Genomic DNA, 24754 nt, shown 5'->3' with positions numbered 1-24754 from the left:
GTTTATTACAGAGCAGCTAGCTAAAGCTATTTAATTTTATTTCTTTCTGAAATATATGGATATGGGAGCGCCTTTAAAATCAAAATTATCTCTTAATTTGTTTTCAATAAACCTTTTATATGGCTCTTTTATATACTGAGGTAGATTCGTAAAAAATACAAATTTTGGGGTGCTGGTCATAAGCTGATTGCAAAACTTTATTTTTATGTACTTGTTTTTAACCACTGGGGGAGGGGTTCGCTCTATAATAGGAATCATAACTTCATTTAATTTGTTAGTTTTTATTTTCCTTCTCAAATTTTCGTATACGACCGAAACTTCCTCTATGGCTTTAAAAATACGCTGTTTTGTTAACGACGATATGAATATTATTGGAACGTTATCAAAAGGACGTATTTTCTCCCTTATCTCTTTTTCTAAATGTTTAATAGTGTTGGTTTCTTTTTCGACTAAATCCCATTTGTTTATTAGTATTACAGCGCCTTTTCTATTTCTTTCTATCAGGTGATAAATATTTTGATCTTGAGCTTCAAATCCTCTAGTGGCATCTACTATGTGAAAACATATATCGCTTTGTTCTATAGATCTGATAGAACGCATTACAGAATAAAACTCTATGTCCTCATTTACTTTAGATTTTTTTCTCACCCCTGCGGTATCTATCAGAATAAATTCCTGACCAAACCTATTATACTTAACTCCCAATGAATCTCTAGTAGTTCCTGCTATATCCGTTACTATATTCCTGTTTTCACCTATTAGAGCATTTATAAAAGAAGATTTGCCAGCATTAGGTCTGCCCACTACAGCTATTTTAGGTATAGCGCTGTCTTCTTCCGTGTCTTTTTTATCTGAAAAATACGATACTACCTCATCTAACAGGTCCCCTGTGCCGCTGCCATTAATAGCTGAAATACTGTGAAAACTCTTAAAGCCTAGAGAGTAAAAATCCACAGCCTCCATAACTTGCAATGAGTTATCGACTTTATTGACAATTAGTAATACGGGCTTTTTAGATTTCCTCAAAATATTCGAGACGTCTTTATCCATATCTGTAACCCCCACTATATCAACCATAAATAAGATTACATCGGCTTCATCTATTGCTAATTTGACCTGTTCGCGTATCTCTTTTTCAAAAACATCATCACTACCATAGACGTATCCTCCAGTGTCTATCACAGAGAATTCACGGCCGTTCCAATCACTTTTGCCATAATTTCTATCCCTAGTGACCCCACTTACCGAATCTACAATAGCACTCCTCTTTTTTGTCAACCTATTAAAAAAAGTAGATTTTCCAACATTAGGTCTACCTACTATAGCTACTATATTTGCCATTTAGCTTATTAACTTAATTATGTCTGTTTTCTGTTTAAAAATTAATAACTCTATTGTTATTAATAATATTTGATAAAGTTTTATTTCTATTTATTTTTCCACTGCCTGTATAAGTGAATTTATCTGTAAAGAATATCTCCTTAGGGCGTTGGTATTTATCCAATTTATGGTAAATATTAGAAATGTCTATATCGTCTTGTTCACCTTCTATTACCAAAACCAACTTCTCTCCCAAAACCTCATCTTCAATAGAGGATATGAATATATTTCTGTCTAGAACTTCATTTATCTTTTTTTCTATATCTTCGGCTGATAATTTTATACCTCCACTATTTATAACATTATCATATCTGCCTCTCCAAAGAAACTTATCGTGACTTTTAAGTTCTACAATATCATTTGTGACTATTTGTTTTTCACAAAGCAAAGGGGCATGAATGACTAAACAACTTCTATAATCAGTCGATATTCTAACGTTTTTAAGAGTCTTGAAATATTCATCATTAATATTTCTAATAGCTATATGAGATATAGTTTCAGTCATGCCATATGTATGAAAAATATCTACTCCATCTATAGCTCTCAATTTGGATTCTAGATTCTTATTGATAGCTCCGCCGCCTATGATGAGTTTTTTTATATTAGATATCTCCTCTACACTGCTATTTGCCACTTGCATTGGAGTAAGTGCACAAAAGTCAATTGGAAAATAAATATTAGACAGAGGATTAGAAGTTGGCTTTATGGAGATTAGCTCTAATTTTGAAACCATTGCTCTTATGATCATCATCTTAGCAGCGATATATCTACAAGACATAGATAATAATGAAGTATGGCCAGGTTTCAATTTTAAAAATTCGGCAGTAGCCAAAGCGCTATTGATAAAACTCTGTTTATTAACAAATATAGTTTTAGGCTTTCCCGTGGTGCCTGATGTTCTCAATTCTATACAGTCTGAATCAGATAACCATTCACATATAAAAGAATAAAAATATTTCTCCCATTCCTCGAGTTGGTCACTCATTTTTTTTTTGCTCAAACTCAATAAGTCATCTTTAGAATACAAACGTCCATTTAAGTGCAAAGTAGAATACTTCATATTCTATTCTTTTTTGTTCTACTTATGTCTCGCTTTACTTCTCTGTCTTTTAGAGCTTGTCTTTTATCGTATAATTTCTTTCCCTTTGCTACATGTATGTCTAACTTAGCTAAACCTTTTTCATTTATAAATAATCTAGTAGGTATTATAGTCAGTCCTGCATTTTTTACTTTTTTCTCTATTTTTGTAATCTCCCTTCTGTTTAAGAGAAGTTTCCTGTTCCTTTTGACCTGATGATTGTTATATGTTCCGTATTCATACTCTTCTATATACATATTAATCACAAATAATTCCCCTTGGATAGCCTCACAAAAACTCTCAACTATTCTAGCTTTACCGTGTCTTATAGATTTTATTTCCGTTCCATTTAACTTTATTCCAGCAGTGTATTTCTCCAGTAATTCGTAATGAAATCTGGCTTTTTTGTTTAGAATATTTACCGCTTTGAGCATATGTTAGAATATAAAAAACATTAGAATAAATATGTGTCGAGAACTTTACTCATATACTTTTTGAATTGCTTTAGGACTTAAATTGTTTTAAAACTCGCTAAACAGCGTAATTGAAATGCCTAAAAACTGGCAATATGAAAACATCCATAAAGAACACCAAAATTACAACAAGCCCTTTATTAAACTAGATAAATTTTATCAATAAAATTTCCTGGGAATAAAAAAACTATTTTAAATTTGCATTCGCAAACTTAGAGAGTCATATGGTGATTGTAGCTCAGTTGGTTAGAGCGCTGGATTGTGGTTCCAGAGGCCGCCGGTTCGAACCCGGTCCTTCACCCAAAAACATATCAATTCTGGATAATTTAAAACCTCTTATCGAAAATTAGTTTTAGTCAGCAGGTAATTTGCCTTTAATAAAGGCTGTTATGCTGTCTTTCAAGGTAAAGAGACTGATATGCGTGAAGGTCAGAATTTACCTCGCCATTAAACGGCAACAAAATATGAATGTAGAAGTTAAATGATATGTTCCCAAAATTCGAACTAAACAATCCTAAATAACTTTAATAGAAATATGGATCCACAAAATATTATAGAAGAAAAGTCTTTAAATTTCCTAAGAGATTATCTAAATGTAGCCTCTCCTACTGGATTTGAATCCAAAGGGCAGCAAATTTGGTTAGATTACATAAAGCCTTTTGTGCATAAAACATATACTGATATTTACGGAACAGGAGTGGGGGTTATAAATCCAGAATCAGATTTTAAAGTGGTAATAGAGGCTCACGCAGATGAGATATCTTGGTTTGTGAATTATATATCCCCTGAGGGATTGATATATGTAAATAGAAACGGTGGGTCTGACCATCAGATTGCTCCTTCTAAAAGAGTTAATATACACACCAAAAAAGGAATTGTCCCTGGTGTTTTTGGATGGCCAGCAATACACACGCGCAAGGCAGATAAAGAACAATCTCCTAAAAAAGATAACATAACAATAGATGTAGGAGCTGAAAACAAAGAAGAAGTAGAAAAAATGGGGGTTCATGTTGGATGTGTAATAACATACCAGGACGAATTTACAATTCTCAACAAAGATAATTTTGTGTGTAGAGCTCTAGATAACAGGATTGGAGGTTTTATGATTGCAGAGGTAGCAAGATTGCTGACTCTTAACAAAGATACTCTTCCCTTTGGTTTATACATAGTTAATTCCGTTCAAGAAGAAGTTGGATTGAGAGGGGCTAAAATGATTAGCAGAAGTATAAAACCAGATTTAGCTATAGTCACCGATGTGACTCACGATACCCAAACTCCTATGATAGATAAAAAAATAGAAGGTGATATATTTTCTAGAAAAGGACCAGTTATATCTTATGCCCCTTCTATTCACAATAATTTCAGAGAATTCATAATAGATGTAGCTGAAAAAAACAAAATACCTTTTCAAAGAGCTACTTGTTCTGCTTATACTGGTACAGATACTGATGAATTCGCATATTCAAATGGTGGAGTAGCTTCGGCTTTGATATCTTTACCTTTGAGATATATGCATACTACTGTTGAGATGGTAAATAAAAAAGATGTTGAAAATGTTATACGTATGATTTACGAAACTTTGAAAAACATCGAATACAAACAAGATTTTAGATATATAAAATAGTGTTTCCCAACCCTTTGACATAAGGGGGGGTATAATGTAATTTAGATTATTGTGCATTTAGAAGTAAAGATCTATTTTTGCACAGATTTTCAAAGAAAATAAATGTGACAGAATCTTTGGCTAAGCCAGATAATATAATAAAGGAGATAACGGAGGCTATAGTAGATTCCAAGGGGGTGGATATAAACCTCATGGACATCAGGAAGGTTGATGGCTCTGTTTGTGATTATTTTATAGTATGCCAAGGCAGTTCGAATGTTCACGTTTCTAGTATAGCCTCCAATGTAGAGAGAAAAGTATCTAAGAGCTCTAAAGAAAAGCCTTTCAGCGTAGAGGGGCTGAGTAATTCACAATGGGTTATATTAGATTATGTAAATGTAGTGGTGCATATATTTCAAGAACCTTATAGGGCATTCTATGATATAGAGAATCTCTGGGGAAATAGAGAATCAGAAAGTATATCTACCTAGTATAGAAAAAACTCAAAACAAATTAATATTTTGAAAAATAACAAAGAGCATAAGAATACTGGTAATAAGAGACCGAGCAGTAGAAAATTTAATGCATACTGGCTCTATGGGATTATTCTCGTGGTAGTTTTGGGGATTCAATTCTACTCTTCCATGAATACTGGAATGAAGAGTATAAATACACAAGAATTCACTAATTACTTGAAAGATGGTCATGTATCTAAGGTTTTAATAATAAACAGATCCATAGCACAAGTATTCCTAAATGAGGAAGCTCTGAGAAATGATATACATAAAAGTGTAAGCGTATTGCCTCTTAGTAGTGATCTAAATAAGATAGGGCCTCATTATAGTTTTGAAATAGGAGATTTACAAAATTTTGAAAATGATCTCAAGAGCATAAAAGAGAGCTACAATTTAGATTTCTTATGGGAATACGAAACAAGGGGAAGTTGGACAGATAATATAGGCTGGATACTTCCAATTGCAATACTGCTGATATCCTGGATACTAATATCTCGTAAATTGAGGAGTGATGGAGGATTAGGTGGGGGAGGTCATATATTTTCGGTAGGTAAATCCAAAGCCAAGCTCTTTGATGAAAATGACAACATTAAGATATCTTTTAAAGATGTAGCAGGTTTGACAGAGGCCAAAGAGGAGATACAAGAAATAGTAGACTTCCTTAAAAATCCTGATAGATACACCAAACTAGGAGGTAAGATCCCTAGAGGAGTGCTGTTGATAGGCTCTCCAGGTACTGGAAAAACTCTTTTGGCAAAGGCTGTGGCTGGAGAGGCTAAAGTTCCGTTTTTTTCCTTGTCGGGATCAGACTTTGTAGAGATGTTTGTAGGAGTAGGAGCATCTAGGGTTAGAGATTTATTTAAGAAAGCAAAAGACAAATCCCCTTGTATAATCTTTATAGATGAGATCGATGCTATAGGAAAATCTCGTTCGAATGGGCAAGTCCCAGGAGGGAATGATGAAAGGGAAAATACTCTCAATCAGCTGCTTACAGAAATGGATGGTTTTGGAAGCGATATAAACGTAATAGTTATGGCTGCTACAAACAGATCTGATATCCTCGATAAAGCCCTCTTGAGACCGGGAAGATTCGATAGACAGATATATGTAGATTTACCAGAGCTCAAAGAGAGAAAAGAAATATTCAAAGTACATCTTCGAACTATCAAACATCAAAAGAAATTAAACATAGATTTTCTTGCAAAGCAAACACCTGGATTCTCGGGTGCGGATATAGCAAATATATGTAATGAAGCAGCTTTAATAGCTGCCAGAAGAAATAGCACAAGTGTAGTATTACAACACTTTTTAGACGCTATAGACAGAGTTCTATGTGGATTAGAAAAGAAAAACAAGATCATAACTCCAAAGGAAAGGGAGACCATATCATTTCATGAGGCGGGACATGCAACTGTGAGCTGGTTATTAGAACACGCTGCTCCTTTGGTTAAGGTAACAATAGTGCCTAGAGGTAAAACTTTAGGCGCAGCTTGGTATTTGCCAGAAGAGAGACAGATAACCACTGTAGAACAAATTCTCGATGATATGTGTGCTACCCTTGGAGGTAGGGCTGCAGAGCAGATATTGCTAAATACGGTATCTACAGGAGCTCTAAATGACTTAGAGAAAGTTACAAAACAAGCAAAAGCCATGGTCACCTTTTATGGCTTAAGCGAAAAAATAGGAAATGTTACTTATTACGATTCTCAAAAGTCAGGGGACTATAATTTTACAAAACCTTATAGTAATGAGACCGCCCTTATAATTGATAGTGAAATATCAAATATTATTGAATCTCAGTACAATAGAGCTCTAGATATATTGAAAAAGCATAAAAAAGAATTGATTCAGCTATCTGAAAGACTTCTAAAAAAAGAGGTGCTTTTTAAAAAGGACCTGGAAGATATTTTTGGCAAAAGTGCTAAAGAGAAAAGAGAAGAGGAGATAAAAAATAAAGAAAAGGAGGAAAAAGAAAAAAAAGAAAAAAAAGAGCTAAATAAAGAAGATAAAAAAGAAGTTGCAAAAAAAACAGAAAGAAAAATAAAAGACAAAAGTGAAAGTTTAAATAAAGAAGAGACGGTAGGCAAGGCTAACAAGGAAACAGAAAAAGCGGTGAATATCTAATGAAAATTATGTCAAATGATTTTTTAAAAAGGACCATAACAGGAATAGTATTCGTATCTATATCTTATTTCTGTGTCGTTTATTCTAAGTACTCACTGTACTTTTTCTTGGTTGCTATGTCTCTTATAGGAAATTATGAATTCTATAAGATGACCAAAATGAGTAAAATAGGTTGGGCATTCACCAACGTATTTACTGTACTTCTTTTCCTCTATATCATAGATAAAAATAGATACTTAGAGCTAGCAATAATATTCTTCTTATTTATAAATTTTTTGATTCCTCTCTTTAGAAAGAGTATAGAAAATCCATTTGATTATTTAGGTAAAATATTCATATCAACTATATATGTAACGCTTCCTTTGCTCTTAATTTTTGAGGTAATACAAATAGAATTATCAAAGGAGCACAACAAGATAATACTCAGCATATTTATTTTGATATGGTCTAATGATAGCTTTGCATATTTAATAGGCAAATATTTTGGAAAGAAAAAGTTATTCAAAAAATTATCTCCTCAAAAAACATTGGAGGGGTTTTTAGGAGGGATATTCTTTTCGTATTTGATAAGTTATTTTATGTACATATTTTGGATAAATAATAAATTAACCATTACTTTATGGTTTATATTGGTTAGTATAATAGTGGTTACTAGCATATTTGGAGATCTAATAGAATCTATGCTCAAGAGATTTGCTCAGACTAAGGATTCTGGAAGAATACTACCAGGGCATGGGGGTATTTTGGATAGGATAGATAGTTTTTTATTTGTATGCCCTTTTGTCTATTTATTTTTTAAATTGATATACCATGATACATAAAGAAGGGTATGGTGTATTGCTAAATACTTTTACTATCTTATTTTTCATCAATATAGGATTGATATTGTATTCACCTTCTCAAATAAGTGTGTATGTATTGATTGTGTCTACTGCTTTATTTTCAATTATACTCAATTTCTTCAGAAATCCCCATAGAGGCGTGCATGGGGGGGGGAACTATATCACATCTCCTGTAGATGGGAAAGTGGTAATCTTAGAAAAAGTATATGAAAATGAATATTTCAAAGATGAGCGCATACAGATATCTATATTCATGTCTCCTTTAAATGTACATGTAACTCGTTATCCTGCAAGTGGAAAGGTTTTATTTTCCAAATACCATCCGGGTAAATACTTAGTGGCATGGCATCCTAAATCATCTATTAAAAACGAACGTACTACTGTGGTTTTAGAGACGAATATAAATAAGACAGAAATACTCTACAGACAAATAGCTGGGTTTTTAGCAAGACGTATTGTCAACTATGCTGAAGAAGGTAAAATGGTAGTTCAAGGGGATGATTCTGGATTTATAAAATTTGGATCTAGATTAGATCTATTCATACCAATGGATTCGACAATAGATGTATCACTAAATCAAAAAGTGAAGGGGGGACAGCTAATAGCTAAGATTAATTAGATAGAAAAAGTAGTAAGCTAAAAAAAACTATAATTGAATAACTTAAAAACTCCTGTAGGAATTGACGATATGGCATTCTATGTTCCTAACATATTTCTTCCAATAGAAGTTTTGGCAGAGAAGAGAAATATAGAGCCAGAAAAACTAGCTAAAGGGTTAGGGTTAAATAAAATGTCTTTTTTGGATGTTCACGAAGATACAGCTACTATGGCTGCAAATGCTTTGCTATGGCTGATAGATAAAAATGGTATAAATCCCAAAGACATAGGTAGAATATATTTAGCTACTGAAAGCGCCTTAGATAATTCTAAGCCCACATCTACCTACGTGTTAAAGATGTTATCGGATAAACTACAAGATAAAAAGGGTTTTGAAAATTGCGATGTCCTAGATATGATATTCGCTTGTATTAGTGGAGTAGATGCACTGCACAATTGTGTGGATTGGATAAAGGTAAATCCGTCAAAAATGGCAGTTGTAATAACTTCTGATTTTGCTAAATACGATTTAGAGTCTACTGGAGAGTACACTCAGGGAGCTGGAGCTGTGGCTATATTGTTAAAAGCAGAGCCGCGTCTTTTAACTATAGGAGATAGTTGGGGAATAGCATCTGAGGGTGTATTTGATTTTTTCAAGCCAAAAAGGAGTATCAAAAAAGCAGATATAATCAACGATATAATAAAATTGATTTCTATAGACAATGAGGCTAAAAAAGATATAATAGGAAAAATGGATTCTAATCCAGAAATATGTGGAATGAAAGAACAGAGCATAGAAATCATTAGAGACATGCCTGTTTTTGAAGGACAGTATTCTAATAAGTGCTATCAAGAACAGATAAAAAAAGCATATTTCAATTTCGTAGAAAACAAAAAGTCTTCTAAAGAGGAAGAAAACTACTTAAATGTTTGGGAACAGATTATTTTCCATTTGCCTTATGCTTTCCACGGAAAGAGAATTTTAACAGAATTATTTTTTGAAAATTTTAAGGGTAGTGATCTTTTAAAAGATATAGAGACAGAGACTGGATTAGAATTTATCAATTCCTATTTGGAAAAGAGTGATTTAGAAAAAGAAAATATTTTAAAAGCTATAAGTAAGAATTCTCTTTATGAGAATTTTGTAAAACAGAAAATCAAAAAATCAGAATACGCTTCCAAAGAAATAGGAAATATGTATACTTCATCTATTTTTATGGCCTTGATGTCTTTTCTAGAAAAAAGCCTAGAATATGGAAATGACATATCTGATAAAACCATAGGATTTATATCATATGGAAGTGGCTCTAAGTCTAAGATATTTGAAGCTACAATAAATAGAAATTGGAAGATTCCCACAAAAAACTTTTTTCTGTTTGAAACCTTATCCAAAAGGACCAGTATAGACTACGATACCTATGAAAAATTACATAAAAGAGAATTGAAAAATAGTGTTATCCCTCCTACAAAAGAGTTCTATTTGAAACATATAGATGAAGATGGCATTTTTAAAGGATCTAGACATTACGAATTCAAATAAAACACTAATTATTTATCTTAAATAAGGCAAAAAAATGAAGCCGTCTCATTAATGAAATGAGGCGGTTTTTTTTAATTTTTGGTATTTAGCACTACATTTTACTTTCCTTTTAAAAGGAAGTTGTTTTTTTATACTACCTTTTTTCGAAGATTGTGTGCCAAAGCATGTTAATCCAAATTCTAATTAAAACAAAAAAAAGCTGCCTCGGTTTTGAGACAGCTTCTTCTTTCTTTTTAAGAATTCTACTTCTATTATTATGATTTTTTCGTAACTTTTACAGTATACTTCTTAGTCTTTCCATCTGAAGTTACTGTGTAATCCACACCAGTAGCAGCACTAAAGTCTTTTGCTGTACCACTTGCAGGGCTTACCGTAGCTCCTTTAGCTAGCTTTATGGTAGGAGCTAAAGCTGTAACTGCTTTAGCATCTACAGTAACTGTTATGGTACCATCTTCATGATTAATTTTACCTTCAGCATCAGCTTTTAATGTAGTAGCCTCCGCTTTGTTCGTATCGTTCTCCTTTTCGAATTTAAAAGATGTAATTTGTAAATTCTCATCTGCCTTAGAACATGAAAATGCTATAAAACCAGCTACCACTAACGATAAAACGTTCTTAAATAAATTCTTTGTTTTCATATAATTATAATTTAAAGTGTTAAAAAAAACTCTCGGCTAAATTAGTACAATTAAGTTAATAATCTGATGTTTTTTCATAAAAATCATCAATTAAACTAAAAATACTCCAATAATATCAACAATTATAATACCGCAAAAAATAATTTAAAAACCTTATTTTCAGTGTTTTAACTCTTAAAACCTATAAAAAAATCTAATAATGAGTTTCTATGCCCATCTCTATTAACATATAAGCAAATTATTGCCTCGCTAACTTAGATTTAGGTTAAATAAAATAAGTCAAGATAGATATTATCAACGGTTGATAGTTTAAGAGAGAGGGGGGGGGGAGTAAAAAACTATGAGTTATAATAAGTCTGGAAATTGATATTAAAAACAGAGTTAAATTTACGGTCTCAAATGATAATTGTTATTCCAACTTTAATCTGAAAAAAAACAGACAGCCAATTATTATGGAGTCTTGTTTTATAAAAGTATTCTTTAAAAGAAGCCGTCTCATTAATTAAACGAGGGGTTTTTACTTTCAAACAAAAAAACTGCCTCGGTTTTGAGACAGCTTCATGTTTTTAGAACATATGATTTATCATATAACTGTTATATTATTTAGAACTAGCCATTCTATTGTATTGGCAACACTTATGTAGCCCCTTGTAAGCTTTCTCATTAGCAGTTATGTTTTCAGTATCATAACCAGATTCGGCTATTGCTTTTTCTATTTTGTGTAAATCAGTTTTAGTGCTATCAAAAGCTACAGTTATTTTCTTTTGTTTTACATCCCAGATAGCATTATGAACTCCCTTTACGGAGCTAGCAGCGCCCTCTATGGTTTCTTTGCACATCCCACAATTTCCAGATACTCTAAACGTTTTTTTAACTAAATTCTCCTGAGACACTTCATTTCCTGAATTGGTGACTTCTTTTCTTTTTTTTAAATGACACTCTTTTGATTCTTTCTTTTTATTTAATTCATCTCCAGTGGGGTCGATTCCTTTACATACGTTATAGTTTAACAGTAATAGTCCTACAACAAGGACTGATAAAATAATAGTAGCAGTGGTAGTTTTTTGTCTCATAATTTTGTTTTTTTTTATTAATGTATTTTAAAGGTAAAAAATAGAAGCTGCCCAATTTAGGCTTTTTTTAATTATACACTTTTTTTATTTCACCACATCTAAGCATAGAGCTTCCAAAATATGGGTTTTTTATATCTTTTTCATCACTTAACCAATAGGCCCCTTTGTTATTATCAGCCATAGAACAGAAGTTCAGATAAATTTCTTCACCCATTTTAAACATTCCAATTATTTGTATCATACTTTCAGAGACTTGTAAAAAGTGTTTTCTGTATTTTTCTATATCATTATCTAGATTTAGCATTTTTCCAACCTGATTTTTTAATGATGATATAATACTTTTAAATTCTTTTTTGCTATCATAACTACTTATATCACTTAGGGCAGTATTAAGTTTTTTAATCTGTAAACTTGTTTTTTTTACATCATCTTCTGCAAGTGTGTTTTTTAGACCTAAATATGCATAGTAAATTTTTTTTATTTCACTTTTGAGCTTATCTGAAGCTTGAGTTCTATATTTCTTTTTAGAAGATTCTGATTTTGTAATTTGATTCATCATACTGTTTTTGCCCTGCAATTGAGCGGCAGCATCTATGGTGAAAGCTCCATTTATAACTATTTCATCGCCTTTGTTTAATCCACTTTTGATAAAGTAATAATCTTCAGAGTGATCGTATAAACTCACTTCTACTGCTTTGAAAGAGTGTTTTTTTGAGTCTGGGGTTTTAAGATATACTATAGATTGTTTCCCAGTCCATAGAACGGCTGTTTTTGGAATCTTCAACTTCTTTTTTTTTCGAAAAGAGACAAATTTTCCAGTAGTAAACATCTCTGGCAATATTTTATCCTCAAAATTTTCTATTTCGACTCTGACCTTAGCCACACGGGTTTTCTCATTTATAACAGGATCTATAAACGCTACTTTAGAAGTTATTTTTTCTAATCCTGGAACATCAAATGTTATTTCTACCTCATCGCCTTTGTGTATATGTTTAATGTGTTTTTCATATGCGTCGAATACTATCCATAATTTACTCAGATCTGCTATTTTATATAGAGTTGTGCCTGGGTCTACGTGATCTCCTATATTGACATTTTTATAAGTGACTATCCCTTCAAAGTCAGAAATGACATCGAAAGTCCTGATGATAGATTTGGTTTTAATTATTTTATCTATAGTTTTTTTGTCTATCCTCCAGAAATCCAATTTTCTTTTGACAGAGGGAATTAGATTTTCATCTTTATATTTTATAGATTCTAACAGTTCCTCTTGGGCCGTGACTATTTGGGGCGAATACACAGCTATTATTTTTTGTCCTTTTACTATCTTTTCTCCTGTAAAATTTATGTATAATTTTTCTACTTTACCGTCAAAGTGAGCTGTTTGGGTCGATATCTTTCTCTCGTCTACTATTACTTTCCCATTGAGGTAAAATTCCTTTTTAAAGTTGTCGTATTCCACTTTAGAGGTTTGAATATTAGCCAAAGTCATACTATTTTGATTGAGTTCTAATAATTGACTTGTTTCATTTGTACTTTCTTCTTCTTCTAATATTGTCAAATCCATGCCGCATAGAGGGCATTTACCACTATTTTTTTGTTTTATTTGTGGATGCATAGAACAAGTCCATATACTTTGTTTCTCTGGAGTTGAAGTTTTATTTTCGTCTTGATTTTCCTTATTTTCCGAACCAAAGAATATCTTGCCTAGATATATCCCTATCAGCAATAGTAGAATGCTTATTAATAATTGTTTTTTATTGATGTTTTTCATAGATATGAAACTTATTATTTAACACTTTTTCTAGAAACTACCTTTTAAAAATTTCTCTTTAGCCGTTTGCACTAGCACCTTTATATTTGATTCTATCAACATAAATTCGTATTTCAATATTACTTGTTTCATATTCAATACTTCTTCTAGGTTTTTTTCAGCTACACTATATGTATCTAGCAATATGGATAAGGCTTGATTAGATTTTTTCAATTGTGTTTCATATAGTTTTATAGATCTAAAAGCATTTTTTATATCCTTTTTATACTCTCGATATGATATGACCAAATCGTTATGTAACCTCTGTTTTTTATGTTTGGCTAATTCTATACCTAGCTTAGACTCTTTCTTTTTGGCCTGATATTTGGAATAAAATATAGGGATATTTATCGAAATCATAGGCATTAACATATCGGGACCGCCTTTGGGTGTATTATCATTTTCTACATAAATATAGTCAAGCCCTATTCCGAAATTTGGAAAATAGTTTTTACTTGCTAAATCTGATTTATGGCGATTAGATTCTATCTCAAAATCAAAAAATCTTAAAACAGGATTCCCTGAAATGTGTTCATCTTCATTTTCATCTTGAAGACTACTTTCATAAGTAGGAATATTTATACTTTCAGGTAATTTTATCTCTTCCTTATTATCTCTATTCAAGACGTTATTAAAATAACTTTCTAAAATCTTGAAGTCATCTTTTAATACAGATAGATCATTTTTCACTTCATTTTCTGTCATTTGTATTTTTAAAATATCTACCATATTTATTTGAGCAGTTTCATATTTGTTCAGCGCTAATTTTTCATAACTATTCAATATGCGAATATTCTCTTCTGTTAATTTTATCTTTTTATGTAATTCGTACAATTTATAATATCTCTTTGAAACTTCAAAAAATATCTGATTCTTTTTATTTAAAAATTGTTCATATTTCGCTTTGGCATTTGCCGTAGCTATGTTTTCTTTTGTTCCTAAGGTTCCAAACCAAGGAAACGCCTGTGAGATGGAAACTTTAAATTGTTGAGATCCTGGTTTATGAGCAGGAGATACAAAATATCCAAAAAGCACTTTAGGATCTGGCAATGACCCTACCTGAGGGATCTTTTCTAGAGCCATCTGGTACTCTAAAAATGATTCTTTTAAATCTAAATTATTCTCTGCAGCTTCTTTCATATAATCGTCTAAATTGTTTTGGGCAAGACTTATATTAATCGATATTACAATCGCGGCAAATATTTTTATTTTACTCATATACTATAAGCATTATAATTTTTCTATATATTTTTTTCTTTCCACATGGAGTAGAGCACAGGAACCACAAATAGAGTTATGATCGCTATAGACATCCCACCGAAAGAGGGTATAGCCATGGGTATCATAATATCAGAGCCCTTCCCTGACGAAGTCAGTATGGGCAATAATGCCAAAAGTGTAGTAGCAGTAGTCATCAAACAAGGCCTTATCCTTTTTTTACCCGCTTGTATTACACATTTTCTTATCTCTGAAATATCTTTCAAAGATTTACCCTTAAATGATTGTTCTAGATATGTAGCCATTACCACTCCATCGTCTGTAGCTATACCAAAGAGAGCTATGAATCCGACCCATACAGCTACGCTTAAGTTTATAGTTCTTATTTGGAAGATATCTCTGATATTATTGTCGAAAATAGAGAAATTTAAAAACCATTCCTGTCCGTATAGCCATATCATGAGAAATCCTCCTGAAAAAGCTACAGCTATTCCTGAAAAAACCATAAGGCTAGTGCTTATAGAGCTAAATTGAAAATACAATATCACAAAAATTATCAAGAATATTAAAGGGATAATCAGAGATAACTTCTTTTCTGCTCTCATCTGATTTTCATAATTTCCTATAAATCTATAACTTACTCCCTGAGGCACTTTTAAACTAGAATCAGATATTTTTTCTCGTATAATTTTATCTGCATCGTCTACTGAGTTGACCTCTGCAAAACCATCTTCTTTATCTAGTAAGACATACCCTACTAGAAAAGTATCTTCACTCTTTATCACTGGAGGGCCTTGTTTGTATTTTATGTCAACTAATCTACTCAAGGGGATTTTAGTTCCATTTTTTGTAGAGACAAGTATCTCTCCTATAGATTCTGGAGAATCCCTATTTTCTCTTGGGTATCTAACTCTTATAGGGTATCGCTCTCTTCCCTCTACTGTATTACCTAACTTCATGCCACCTATTGCGATTTCTACATATTGCTGTATATCTTCTACAGTCAATCCATATCTAGAAATAGCTATTCTATTTATATCTAGTTCTATATAGGGTTTACCTGTTATTCTCTGAGTGAATACAGATTCTTTTTTTACAGAAGGGACTTCTTTGATGATAGATTCTAATTCTAGAGCAAACTTCTCTATAGTTTCTATATCAGGGCCTTTTACAGCTATTCCGATAGGAGCGGGTATTCCCGTTTGAAGCATTATGAGACGAGTTTCTATAGGTTGTAATTTCGGCGCTGAGGTTACTCCAGGAATTCTAGTAGAATTTACTATTTCCTTCCATATATCATCTTTGGATTTTATTTTATCCCTCCATTGCCTATAGTGAGTTCCATTATCATCTAAGATTAGATCTTCAATATCTACGTCTGAACCTGATTTTATTGGAGGTTTATCATTTTTTCTCAAGAATAAACCATTTTCATCTGTAGCAAATTTTAATGCTTTTCTGTGTTCATCTAAAGCGTACTCATCTTTATAATTTATGATGTTCTCATACATGGAAATAGGAGACGGATCTAGTGGACTTTCTATTCTACCTGCTTTCCCTATTGATTCTTTAACCTCAGGAATATTTGTAGTAGCTATATCGAGTTTTTTTAGTATTTCTGTATTTTCCTCTATCCCAGAATGAGGCATAGAAGTAGGCATTAGCAGAAAAGATCCTTCATCTAAACTGGGCATAAATTCCTTTTGAGTTCCAGGGAAAGTATGATTTAACATACTCCAAATAGGATTTATACGAATATTATACCCTATCAAATCGAGGCTTTTAGGTATTACGAAAAACACTTTACTAAATCCCAGCCATATAGTAATTCCCAATACAACTATAAATACAGGTATAGATAAAAATTTTTTCTTGTTGTCTAAGGCCCAATTGAGCATATTCTCGTAGTATTTTATAAAGACTAGAAAGGCTCCTAGTATGAAAGAAATTACAATACTGACAAATAAAAAGTTTTTGTATATCTCTGCATTCAATCCCAATGGACTCCAGTAATTAGATAATATATAAGTCACCAGTGATACAGATATTATGATATTTGTTTTATTCAAGAATTTATTTTCTGTATATCTCTGTTTAAGGATACCTAAAACACTGAATAACATAATGGATATACCTCCTAAAACAGTATATGAGAATGTTATGTACAAACCTACTATAGACAACAGTATATTCATGATGATCTTCATGGAATTTTTCTCATACAGATACTTACTGAATTTAAGCCTAAATAATACGTAACTCACAGAGGGTATAGCTATTAAACACACTAATAGAGATGCTATCAAGGCATAGGTCTTGGTGTATGCCAAAGGGCGAAATAGCTTTCCTTCTGCAGCTTCCATGGAAAATATCGGGATAAAACTTATTATTGTTATTAGTACTGCTGTTAGAATAGCTGGAGAGACCTCTGTACTAGCTTTATAAATGATCTTTATTATATTTTCCTTATTCAGTTCTTTTTGATTTATGCGCAAGTGTCTGAGTATATTTTCCGACAATATTATGCCCATATCTACCATAGTACCTATAGCTATGGCAATCCCTGAAAGAGCTACTATATTGGCATCTACTCCAGTGTATTTCATAGCTATAAAGACCATAAGTATAGACAGAGGTAATAAGCTAGATACTATTATAGATATATTGAAATTAAGCATCATGATTATAACGACCAGGATTGTTATCAATACTTCCAAACTCAAAGCTTCTTCTAAAGTGTTTAAGGTCTCTTGTATAAGAGTGCTCCTATCGTAAAAAGGGACTATTGTAATCTTTGATATATCCCCATTACTTAATTTTTTTGTGGGCAATCCCGTAGAAATTTCATCTATTTTCTTTTTTATATTTTTTATCACTTCCATAGGGTTAGCCCCAAATCTGGATATGACGACACCTCCCACGGCTTCAGAACCAGATTTATCTAAAACACCTCTACGAGTTGTCGGGCCTAAAGAGACCTTGGCTATATCTTTAATTCTTAAAGGGATATTATTATCTACTTTTACTACAGCTTGTTCTATATCATCGATTTTTTTTATGTACCCTAAGCCCCTGACCAAATACTCTACTTTATTTATTTCTATTGTCTTAGCGCCTACATCTCTATTAGCATTTTTTACAGATTTTACCACTTCCATCAAACTGATATTGTGAGCTTTCATAGCAGAGACATTTATATCTACTTGGTATTCTTTCACAAAACCACCTATGGAAGCAATTTCAGAGACTCCGCTGACAGAGGATAATCCATATTTTACGTAGTAGTCTTGTATACTCCTTAATTCTTGTAGATCCCATCCTCCAGTAGGCTTACCTTTGTCATTTCTGCCTTCTAGGGTATACCAAAATATCTGACCTAATCCAGTGGCATCTGGTCCTAATGCAGGTTGAGTATCTGTAGGGAGTAATCCATTGGGAAGGGAATTTAACTTTTCCAATATCCTACTTCTACTCCAATAGAATTCTACGTCTTCTTCAAATATTATGTATATGCTAGATAGCCCAAACATAGAGGTGCTACGGATGGTTTTAACCCCTGGGATTCCAAGCAAAGAAGCAGTTAAGGGATAAGTTATCTGATCTTCTATATCCTGAGGAGATCGTCCCGTCCACTTTGTGAATACTATTTGTTGATTATCACCTGTATTAGGTATGGCATCTACTGCTACGGGAGCTTTAGGTAAAAAAGGAATATCCCAATTAAAAGGTGAAACTACAATGCCCCAGAGTATTAATGTTATAACTAATATAAGTGTCACTAGCTTCCTTTCCAGGAAGAATTTTATAAATTTGTCGAGCATGTTATTGACTTAATTATATCCTTATTCTCTAGAATTTTTAAAAGGGCGCAATATAGTTTTTAAAATTTAATTTTCTGTAAAAGCTTCGTTTAAAATCTGATTTTAGTTAGTATGAAAAAAAAAGATAAAGCTAATTTTATAATAGAAAATCTAGAGCGTTTATATCCTGAAACTCCTATCCCTTTAAAGCACAAGGATAATTATACTCTTCTCGTATCTGTTTTATTGTCTGCTCAGAGCACAGATGAGAGAGTAAATAGAATTACACCGATGTTGTTTTCAAAAGCTGATAATCCCTTTGATATGATCAAACTATCCATAGAAGAAATAGCTGAGATAATAAAACCCATAGGGTTGTATAAATCCAAGTCAAAAGGCATTTATGAGTTGTCTAAAATTTTAATTGAAAAGTATAATGGAGAGGTTCCTAGAGACATAAAACTCTTAGAAGAGTTACCTAGTGTAGGTCATAAAACAGCGTCGGTGGTCATGTCTCAGGGTTTTGGTATTCCAGCTTTTCCTGTAGATACGCATATTCATAGATTGATATACAGATGGGGTATTTCGAGTGGAAAAAGTGTAGTTCAGACCGAGAAAGACTGCAAAAATATTTTTCCAATAGAAAAATGGAATAAACTACACTTGCAAATTATTTTTTACGCAAGGGAGTACTCTCCTGCTAGGGGGTGGAAAATAGAAAACGATATAATCACCAGAACAATTGGAAGGAAGAGCTTATTAAAAGCCTATTACGATTAATTTTCTTTTACTAAAAACACTTGAACCCCTCAAATTAACTTGGATTAAAGAAACCCATGTTTGTGATAAATAGAATGTTTTAGTGCAAGAATTGTTAAAATTCGACTAAATCTGCCTCGCAAGCATAAAAGATCCCAAAACTAAAAAGGTGTTTCCTTAAATCCGAATAAAATCAAAGGATTCAGGTGTTTCTATTAATCCAACTCAGGTTAACCCGGATTACTCATGGTTTGTATTTCAATTTGAATATAAAGTGTTATTTTTAAAGGGTTTCAGCCAAAAATAACCACTTTAGATATTCCCCAAAAATGAGGAACAAGAATATACCATTTATAACTGTGAGTTTATCAATGACTACTTATAAATACTGGATAAAGCGATAGATTCTGTCCGAAAAATTCATGCGACTATGAATAATCTGGGTTAATCCAACTCAGGTTAATAATATGGATTATATGTTTTATGGAGCTGCAGAATTCAATAGATGCATAAGTTCTTGCCATGTTTCTGAGGTTGCTCATATGAGTAGTATGTTTGACAGCGCTATACTTTTTGATCAAAACTTAAGTGAGAGGGATATTTCTAGTATTTCCTATGTTGATGCTTCTTGTCTATTTTCAGATTAACCCAGATTATTCATAGTTACCCTTTAAATATTGCGCATAAAGTGTTAATTTTAAGGCATTAAAGTCCAAAGAAACATACTTTAATATAGCCCAAAAATGAGGAATAAAAACACATTATTTTATAGAGGGAAAACTTCTGTTGAGTTAACTTTTTCATCATCAGAAATTAGCTCTGATGGATCTTTAATCATGCTTGAAAAACTAGAAAGAGATCATAGATTGATTCATTATTACAGTAAACTTTTGCCTGATACTCGAGACTCTAGATTTATTACTTATACCAGAAAGCAACAGTTAAAACAAAGGGTTTATATGATCATGTTAGGCTATGAAGACGCCAATGATGTTAATCATTTACATAACGATCCTTTATTCAAAGATGTTCTTCAAGGTGATTTGGCTTCTCAACCTACTATATCAAGATTTGAGAATAGCTTTGACAAACAAGCTGTTTTTAAGTTTTGTGATGCGTGGTTATACAAATATGTTTCAAGTTTATCTGATCGTAAGAGAATAGTTATTGACGTAGATTCAACTGATGATCCAACTCATGGCAGTCAACAATTGTCAATGTTTAACGGTTATTATAGTCAATTCATGTACAATGAACTATTTTTTCATGATGGAAAAACAGGACAGATTATCCTTCCTGTACTCCGCCCAGGAAATAGTCATTCTAATAAATGGTATGTGAGTATTTTAAAGCGAATAATTATCAAAATACGTGAGAGTCACCCAGAGATGGAAATAATTATTAGAAGTGATAGCGGCTTTAGTTGCGCTCCTTTTTACCAATTAGTAGATGATTTTGATTTACTATATGTGACAGGCATAGCGAGCAATGAAGTTTTAAAAAGAAAGGTATCTTGGTCAAAAAATGCTGTAAAAAAAATGTATTTAGATCAGGGAGAGAAGCACCAACATTTTATGAGTTTTACGTACAAAGCCAAGAGTTGGCACAAGCCTCAACAGTGCTATTCTAAAGTTGAGAGTACAGGATTAGGGATGAACATAAGGCATTTTTCTAGTAATCTTCCCCAAAAGGATGCTAGAGAAATTTACTTTGACTTTTATGTGAGGAGAGGTGATTCAAGTGAAAATAGAATAAAAGAAGTTAAAAATATGTGTTTTTCTGATCGTTTGTCAAATCATAGTTTTCTTGCTAATTTTTTTCGACTTATAATAAGTAGTCTTGCCTATGAAATGTTTTTATTACTGAAACAGAAGATAAAGAAAACAAGATTTGAAGTAGCAAAAAAATGGTTAATCAGTTCAATTAGAACTTATCTTTTGAAGGTAGGAGCAACGATTAAAATTACCAAAAGGCGAATCTATTACCAGTTATCTAAATCTTTTGTTTACAAGGGTTTATTTCGGGAAATTATTACCCAGTAGCGGTTGTTTATTTGTAAAATGAACAACCTTGGGATAGTTACGTTCTATCGTTAAAAAACCATGTAAAAACACTAAAAAAGATCATTGTCGTGCTAAAAAATGGTGCAAGAAAAACTACAAAGAAGACAAGTTTTGTTTGATTAGTAAAAAAGTTAATTAAAAAAATATCACGTCTAATCTATTTTAATATGACTGTGAATAATCCAGGTTAATGGAATTGAGAATTTTTGGGGACTATGTAAAGTTTAATTATCTGAGTTTAGATGAGTTCATAAACACAAGTTTTATTATCATCTAAAAGAGTATGAATGGAGGTTTAATTATCGCAATGAAAATTTGTATTCTTATCTGTTAAAATGGCTAAGAAAAAATCCCCTTAAGTTGTCTTAAGCCATAATTTCCTGTAGAAATCATGAAAATTATTTACACGACCAACTTGATTGAAAACCTCAATGGAAAAATCAGAAAGTATACCAAAAACAAATTGTCATTCCCAACTGATGATGCTGTTATGAAATCTACTTTTTTAGCTCTGAGGGAGGCTACAAAAAAATGGTCCAAACCCATACCAAATTGGGGAATAATCTTGAATCAATTTTTAACTATTTTTGACGAAAGAGTTCGACTATGAATAAAAACAAAAAAATATGTCATTTCTTATTTACACACTTTAAGGGATAGTGTCACTATTTTTTACAAAAGAGTTCGACTATGAATAAAAACAAAAAAAATATGTCATTTTTTATTTACACCCTTTAAGGGATAGTATCGTTTATCAAAATCTATCATAACTCTCTCCTTCAAGGAGAGACTCCGACACTCTATGCACGTGATACTGCAGTCTGTAAAGTCCTTCGATTATATCTTTGTATAAGAAAGCATTCTTTATATTGTAGTCTTTTTCATTTTTCATGAAGATACGCTCGTATTCCTTAGATAGCTCTTTATAAAGAGCTCTAATTTTTCCATTTATATTTGATGCCTTACGCATGTCAATATCTTTAGGATTAGAGTTTAAATTTTCTAACATAATAGATGCTGATTCCTTTATTAAGACTAACATCTGTTCTGAATTACTGCTCAGATCTGTTAAGATAAATTGTTTTTTCTTTCTCCTCTTTTGAAGATTATAAGCCATATTTTGGCTTATATCACCAATATTTTCTAGGTTGTGAGATATTGATGATAAAGATTTTATTTTCAATCTAGACTCATCGCTTATATCTTCTTTAGAAACTTCCATTAGGTATTTAGTCAATGCTAATTCTATATTATCAGTGTTCCTTTCTTGCTTGCTAACTTTCTCTACTAGAGTGTCAAACTTTTTTTCATCGTATTCAAATAATAGAGATTCTAAGTTTAATATTATTTTATTGGCTATATTTCCAAATCTTGTTATCTCCTTATTGACTTCTACAATATATAATTCTGGGGTTTTAACAAAGCTAGTCCTTATGTATTCAAGAGAAAAATCTTCATCTTCATCTTCCTTTGTAGGAACTAACTTAACAGCGATTTTAGCTAATTGGGGCATAAACCATATCAACATAGATACATTTAAAATATTGAATGAAGTGTGAAAAATGGCCATAATAAATGCATTAGAATAAGTGCTTATATCCGATTTGTAAAATATCCACGATAGCAATTCCAAAAATTGCGGCAGTATTATTACCATCCAACAAACTCCTATAATATTGAACATAGAGTGAATTCTAGCAGAACGTTTCGCATGTACATTTGCCACGGAAGAGGCCATCTCTGCAGTTATTGTAGTGCCTATATTTTCACCTAAGATCATAGCAGCTCCTATCTCTATAGGTAATCCTTGAGTCACTAAAACAATGGTTAAAGACATAGCCGCACTTGAAGACTGTACAGCTATAGTCAATATAGCTCCTATTATTACAAACGTACATCTTACAAGGAGAGTCGGTTGAGAAAAATTATGTAAGAAAGATATTATCTCGGGGTTATTTCTCAAATCTGGAACAGCTTCTTTTAATTCGCTCAATCCCATAAATAAGACAGAAAAGCCGATTAGAAACTCTCCCCAATTTTTTATCCTATGCCTTTTAGAAAACATCATAGGAACTCCAATGGCCATTATAATGAGTGTGACAGAAGAAATTTTAAAATCTAAACCTATTAGAGACACTACCCATCCAGTAATAGTAGTTCCTATATTAGCCCCCATCATAATGCCTCCAGATTGTATAAGAGATAAAAGCCCCGCATTTACAAAACTGACTGTCATTACAGTAGTCGCTGAAGAGGACTGTAAAATGGCAGTTATGATAAAACCACTTAAAACCCCTAAATATCTATTGTATGTCATTGCTGAGAGTATCTGTCTCATTTTTTCCCCAGTAACCTTTTGTATTCCGTCGCTCATTATTTTCATGCCAAAAATGAAAAAACCAAGCGAACCAGCTATATTTAATCCCTTAATTAGATATTCCATGTTAAAAGTTTATATGTAATACGGCGGCGTAAAAGTATATAAATATTTGAGCTATAGCCAAAATAGCGCACAAAAAATGCCCAAAACTTTGAGCTTGGAGCATTAAAGTAATTCGTTAAAATGATTTTTAATTTGAGTCAAAAAAACTTAAGGTAAATTTAATATACCTTAAACCCTTATTTTATCTATGAAAAATAAGTATATACTTTGTTTGAGAATTTCGGAGGTAAAATTTAGGTGTATCTTACGAACCTGAGTTCGATTAATAATTGGGTGTAAAATAGTCAATAAAAACAATGGAATTAGAGTAATTTACGCTCTAAAATTCAACGTTTTAATTCTAAAAAAAAACAGGCATGATAACTTGCTCCAAGCAGAATGAGCTCTAGCCAAATAATGACCATAATGATTATTTTTCAACACAGTAGCATGAGAAAATTCAAGCATTTTTATTTGAATTTTTTACAAAAACACATGACTAAAGAATTCCCTAAAACCGTATCATACAACAGATTTGTGGAATTAATGCAACAAAATTTATTGCCTCTTACCTTGTTGTTAAAGACATTCTGTTTAGGAAAATGTACTGGAATTTCATTTGTAACCTGAGTTCGATTAATAAAGACGCTAAAATCCTTTGATTTTATTCGGATTTAAGGAAATAGCCCTTTAATTTTGGGCTCTTTTTGTATGCTTATGAGGCCGACTTAGTCGAAATCTAACAATTCTTGCACTAAAACATTCTATTTATCACAAACACAAACCTCTTTAATCTCAGTTAATTAAAGGGTTTCA

18 protein-coding genes, 1 tRNA gene and 3 pseudogenes are annotated in these 24754 nt (G+C 32.1%); 13 read left to right on the top strand and 9 right to left on the bottom strand.

Going from position 1 to position 24754, the window contains the following annotated elements:
- Positions 1-36: 36 nt before the first annotated feature.
- The 3 genes from der to smpB are packed head-to-tail and all read right to left on the bottom strand — an operon-like array spanning position 37 to position 2892.
- Complete coding sequence (gene der, locus JBKA6_RS00405) at positions 37-1341, bottom strand: ribosome biogenesis GTPase Der (RefSeq protein ID WP_096684675.1); 1305 nt, start codon at positions 1339-1341, stop codon at positions 37-39.
- 34 nt (positions 1342-1375) lie between these two features.
- Positions 1376-2440: an AMP-binding protein gene (locus tag JBKA6_RS00400; RefSeq protein ID WP_096684673.1), complete on the bottom strand. Its 1065-nt coding sequence runs from the start codon at positions 2438-2440 to the stop codon at positions 1376-1378.
- Positions 2437-2892, bottom strand: coding sequence for an SsrA-binding protein SmpB (gene smpB / locus JBKA6_RS00395; RefSeq protein ID WP_096684671.1), 456 nt, complete (start codon positions 2890-2892; stop codon positions 2437-2439). Before smpB ends, JBKA6_RS00400 begins: the two co-directional genes overlap by 4 nt.
- A gap of 265 nt (positions 2893-3157) precedes the next feature.
- On the opposite strand from smpB, the gene JBKA6_RS00390 reads away from it, so the two are divergent.
- From JBKA6_RS00390 to JBKA6_RS00360, 7 genes are all read left to right on the top strand, one after another.
- Positions 3158-3233, top strand: a tRNA-His gene (locus JBKA6_RS00390).
- A 233-nt stretch (positions 3234-3466) separates the two neighbouring features.
- Positions 3467-4555, top strand: coding sequence for a M42 family metallopeptidase (locus JBKA6_RS00385; RefSeq protein ID WP_096684669.1), 1089 nt, complete (start codon positions 3467-3469; stop codon positions 4553-4555).
- A gap of 104 nt (positions 4556-4659) precedes the next feature.
- The gene (gene rsfS, locus JBKA6_RS00380; protein WP_096684667.1) at positions 4660-5025 is read left to right on the top strand and encodes a ribosome silencing factor; all 366 of its coding nucleotides are present in this window, start codon (positions 4660-4662) and stop codon (positions 5023-5025) included.
- Positions 5026-5055: 30 nt separating this feature from the next.
- Positions 5056-7173 carry an ATP-dependent zinc metalloprotease FtsH gene (gene ftsH / locus JBKA6_RS00375; RefSeq protein ID WP_096684665.1) on the top strand — a complete coding sequence of 706 codons (2118 nt, stop codon included), beginning with the start codon at positions 5056-5058 and terminating at the stop codon, positions 7171-7173.
- Between the two features lie 8 nt (positions 7174-7181).
- Entirely contained in the window at positions 7182-7994 is an 813-nt protein-coding gene (locus JBKA6_RS00370; protein ID WP_172843086.1) for a phosphatidate cytidylyltransferase, read from the top strand.
- Complete coding sequence (locus tag JBKA6_RS00365; RefSeq protein ID WP_096684661.1) at positions 7984-8634, top strand: phosphatidylserine decarboxylase family protein; 651 nt, start codon at positions 7984-7986, stop codon at positions 8632-8634. Before JBKA6_RS00370 ends, JBKA6_RS00365 begins: the two co-directional genes overlap by 11 nt.
- A 33-nt stretch (positions 8635-8667) precedes the next feature.
- Positions 8668-10152 (top strand): hydroxymethylglutaryl-CoA synthase family protein, encoded by a 1485-nt coding sequence (locus JBKA6_RS00360; protein WP_231952055.1) that lies wholly within the window; start codon positions 8668-8670, stop codon positions 10150-10152.
- A 254-nt stretch (positions 10153-10406) separates the two neighbouring features.
- On the opposite strand, the gene JBKA6_RS00355 is transcribed toward JBKA6_RS00360, so the two are convergent.
- The 5 genes from JBKA6_RS00355 to JBKA6_RS00335 form a co-directional block, all read right to left on the bottom strand.
- Entirely contained in the window at positions 10407-10790 is a 384-nt protein-coding gene (locus JBKA6_RS00355; protein WP_096684657.1) for a hypothetical protein, read from the bottom strand.
- Between the two features lie 599 nt (positions 10791-11389).
- Positions 11390-11863, bottom strand: a complete 474-nt coding sequence (locus JBKA6_RS00350; protein WP_096684655.1) for a heavy-metal-associated domain-containing protein — start codon at positions 11861-11863, stop codon at positions 11390-11392.
- Between the two features lie 67 nt (positions 11864-11930).
- Entirely contained in the window at positions 11931-13637 is a 1707-nt protein-coding gene (locus JBKA6_RS00345; RefSeq protein ID WP_096684653.1) for an efflux RND transporter periplasmic adaptor subunit, read from the bottom strand.
- A 30-nt stretch (positions 13638-13667) separates the two neighbouring features.
- Positions 13668-14894: a TolC family protein gene (locus JBKA6_RS00340; RefSeq protein WP_096684651.1), complete on the bottom strand. Its 1227-nt coding sequence runs from the start codon at positions 14892-14894 to the stop codon at positions 13668-13670.
- 23 nt (positions 14895-14917) lie between these two features.
- The gene (locus JBKA6_RS00335) at positions 14918-18715 is read right to left on the bottom strand and encodes an efflux RND transporter permease subunit (protein ID WP_096684649.1); all 3798 of its coding nucleotides are present in this window, start codon (positions 18713-18715) and stop codon (positions 14918-14920) included.
- Positions 18716-18826: 111 nt separating this feature from the next.
- Here JBKA6_RS00335 and JBKA6_RS00330 point away from each other — a divergent pair, with 111 nt between their 5' ends.
- The 5 genes and pseudogenes from JBKA6_RS00330 to JBKA6_RS00315 form a co-directional block, all read left to right on the top strand.
- Positions 18827-19474, top strand: coding sequence for an endonuclease III domain-containing protein (locus tag JBKA6_RS00330; protein WP_096684647.1), 648 nt, complete (start codon positions 18827-18829; stop codon positions 19472-19474).
- 413 nt (positions 19475-19887) lie between these two features.
- On the top strand, positions 19888-20100 hold the full coding sequence (locus tag JBKA6_RS00325) for a BspA family leucine-rich repeat surface protein (protein ID WP_317044164.1): 213 nt from the start codon (positions 19888-19890) through the stop codon (positions 20098-20100).
- 96 nt (positions 20101-20196) lie between these two features.
- The gene (locus JBKA6_RS00320; protein ID WP_096684643.1) at positions 20197-21495 is read left to right on the top strand and encodes an IS1380 family transposase; all 1299 of its coding nucleotides are present in this window, start codon (positions 20197-20199) and stop codon (positions 21493-21495) included.
- 207 nt (positions 21496-21702) lie between these two features.
- Positions 21703-21885, top strand: a pseudogene (locus JBKA6_RS07415) (IS1595-like element ISIse1 family transposase); the annotation flags it as partial.
- 7 nt (positions 21886-21892) lie between these two features.
- Positions 21893-22126 (top strand): annotated as a pseudogene (locus JBKA6_RS00315) (transposase); the annotation flags it as partial.
- A gap of 144 nt (positions 22127-22270) precedes the next feature.
- Here JBKA6_RS00315 and JBKA6_RS00310 read toward each other — a convergent pair.
- Complete coding sequence (locus JBKA6_RS00310) at positions 22271-23959, bottom strand: Na/Pi cotransporter family protein (protein WP_096684639.1); 1689 nt, start codon at positions 23957-23959, stop codon at positions 22271-22273.
- Between the two features lie 369 nt (positions 23960-24328).
- On the opposite strand from JBKA6_RS00310, the pseudogene JBKA6_RS08135 reads away from it, so the two are divergent.
- Positions 24329-24562 (top strand): annotated as a pseudogene (locus JBKA6_RS08135) (IS982 family transposase); the annotation flags it as partial.
- Positions 24563-24754 lie beyond the last annotated feature (192 nt).

It is taken from the genome of Ichthyobacterium seriolicida (genome assembly GCF_002369955.1).
In the GTDB taxonomy this organism is placed as follows: domain Bacteria; phylum Bacteroidota; class Bacteroidia; order Flavobacteriales; family Ichthyobacteriaceae; genus Ichthyobacterium; species Ichthyobacterium seriolicida.
Note: the sequence above shows the minus strand (reverse complement) of the source record. Positions and strands in the feature narration are given on the sequence as shown.

Excerpts from the sequence above, each read along its gene's own strand:
- der (WP_096684675.1), bottom strand. The coding sequence starts at position 1,341 with ATGGCAAATATAGTAGCTATAGTAGGTAGACCTAATGTTGGAAAATCT.
- JBKA6_RS00400 (WP_096684673.1), bottom strand. The coding sequence starts at position 2,440 with ATGAAGTATTCTACTTTGCACTTAAATGGACGTTTGTATTCTAAAGAT.
- smpB (WP_096684671.1), bottom strand. The coding sequence starts at position 2,892 with ATGCTCAAAGCGGTAAATATTCTAAACAAAAAAGCCAGATTTCATTAC.
- JBKA6_RS00385 (WP_096684669.1), top strand. The coding sequence starts at position 3,467 with ATGGATCCACAAAATATTATAGAAGAAAAGTCTTTAAATTTCCTAAGA.
- JBKA6_RS00370 (WP_172843086.1), top strand. The coding sequence starts at position 7,182 with ATGTCAAATGATTTTTTAAAAAGGACCATAACAGGAATAGTATTCGTA.
- JBKA6_RS00365 (WP_096684661.1), top strand. The coding sequence starts at position 7,984 with ATGATACATAAAGAAGGGTATGGTGTATTGCTAAATACTTTTACTATC.
- JBKA6_RS00355 (WP_096684657.1), bottom strand. The coding sequence starts at position 10,790 with ATGAAAACAAAGAATTTATTTAAGAACGTTTTATCGTTAGTGGTAGCT.
- JBKA6_RS00350 (WP_096684655.1), bottom strand. The coding sequence starts at position 11,863 with ATGAGACAAAAAACTACCACTGCTACTATTATTTTATCAGTCCTTGTT.
- JBKA6_RS00345 (WP_096684653.1), bottom strand. The coding sequence starts at position 13,637 with ATGAAAAACATCAATAAAAAACAATTATTAATAAGCATTCTACTATTG.
- JBKA6_RS00340 (WP_096684651.1), bottom strand. The coding sequence starts at position 14,894 with ATGAGTAAAATAAAAATATTTGCCGCGATTGTAATATCGATTAATATA.
- JBKA6_RS00335 (WP_096684649.1), bottom strand. The coding sequence starts at position 18,715 with ATGCTCGACAAATTTATAAAATTCTTCCTGGAAAGGAAGCTAGTGACA.
- JBKA6_RS00330 (WP_096684647.1), top strand. The coding sequence starts at position 18,827 with ATGAAAAAAAAAGATAAAGCTAATTTTATAATAGAAAATCTAGAGCGT.
- JBKA6_RS00320 (WP_096684643.1), top strand. The coding sequence starts at position 20,197 with ATGAGGAATAAAAACACATTATTTTATAGAGGGAAAACTTCTGTTGAG.
- JBKA6_RS00310 (WP_096684639.1), bottom strand. The coding sequence starts at position 23,959 with ATGGAATATCTAATTAAGGGATTAAATATAGCTGGTTCGCTTGGTTTT.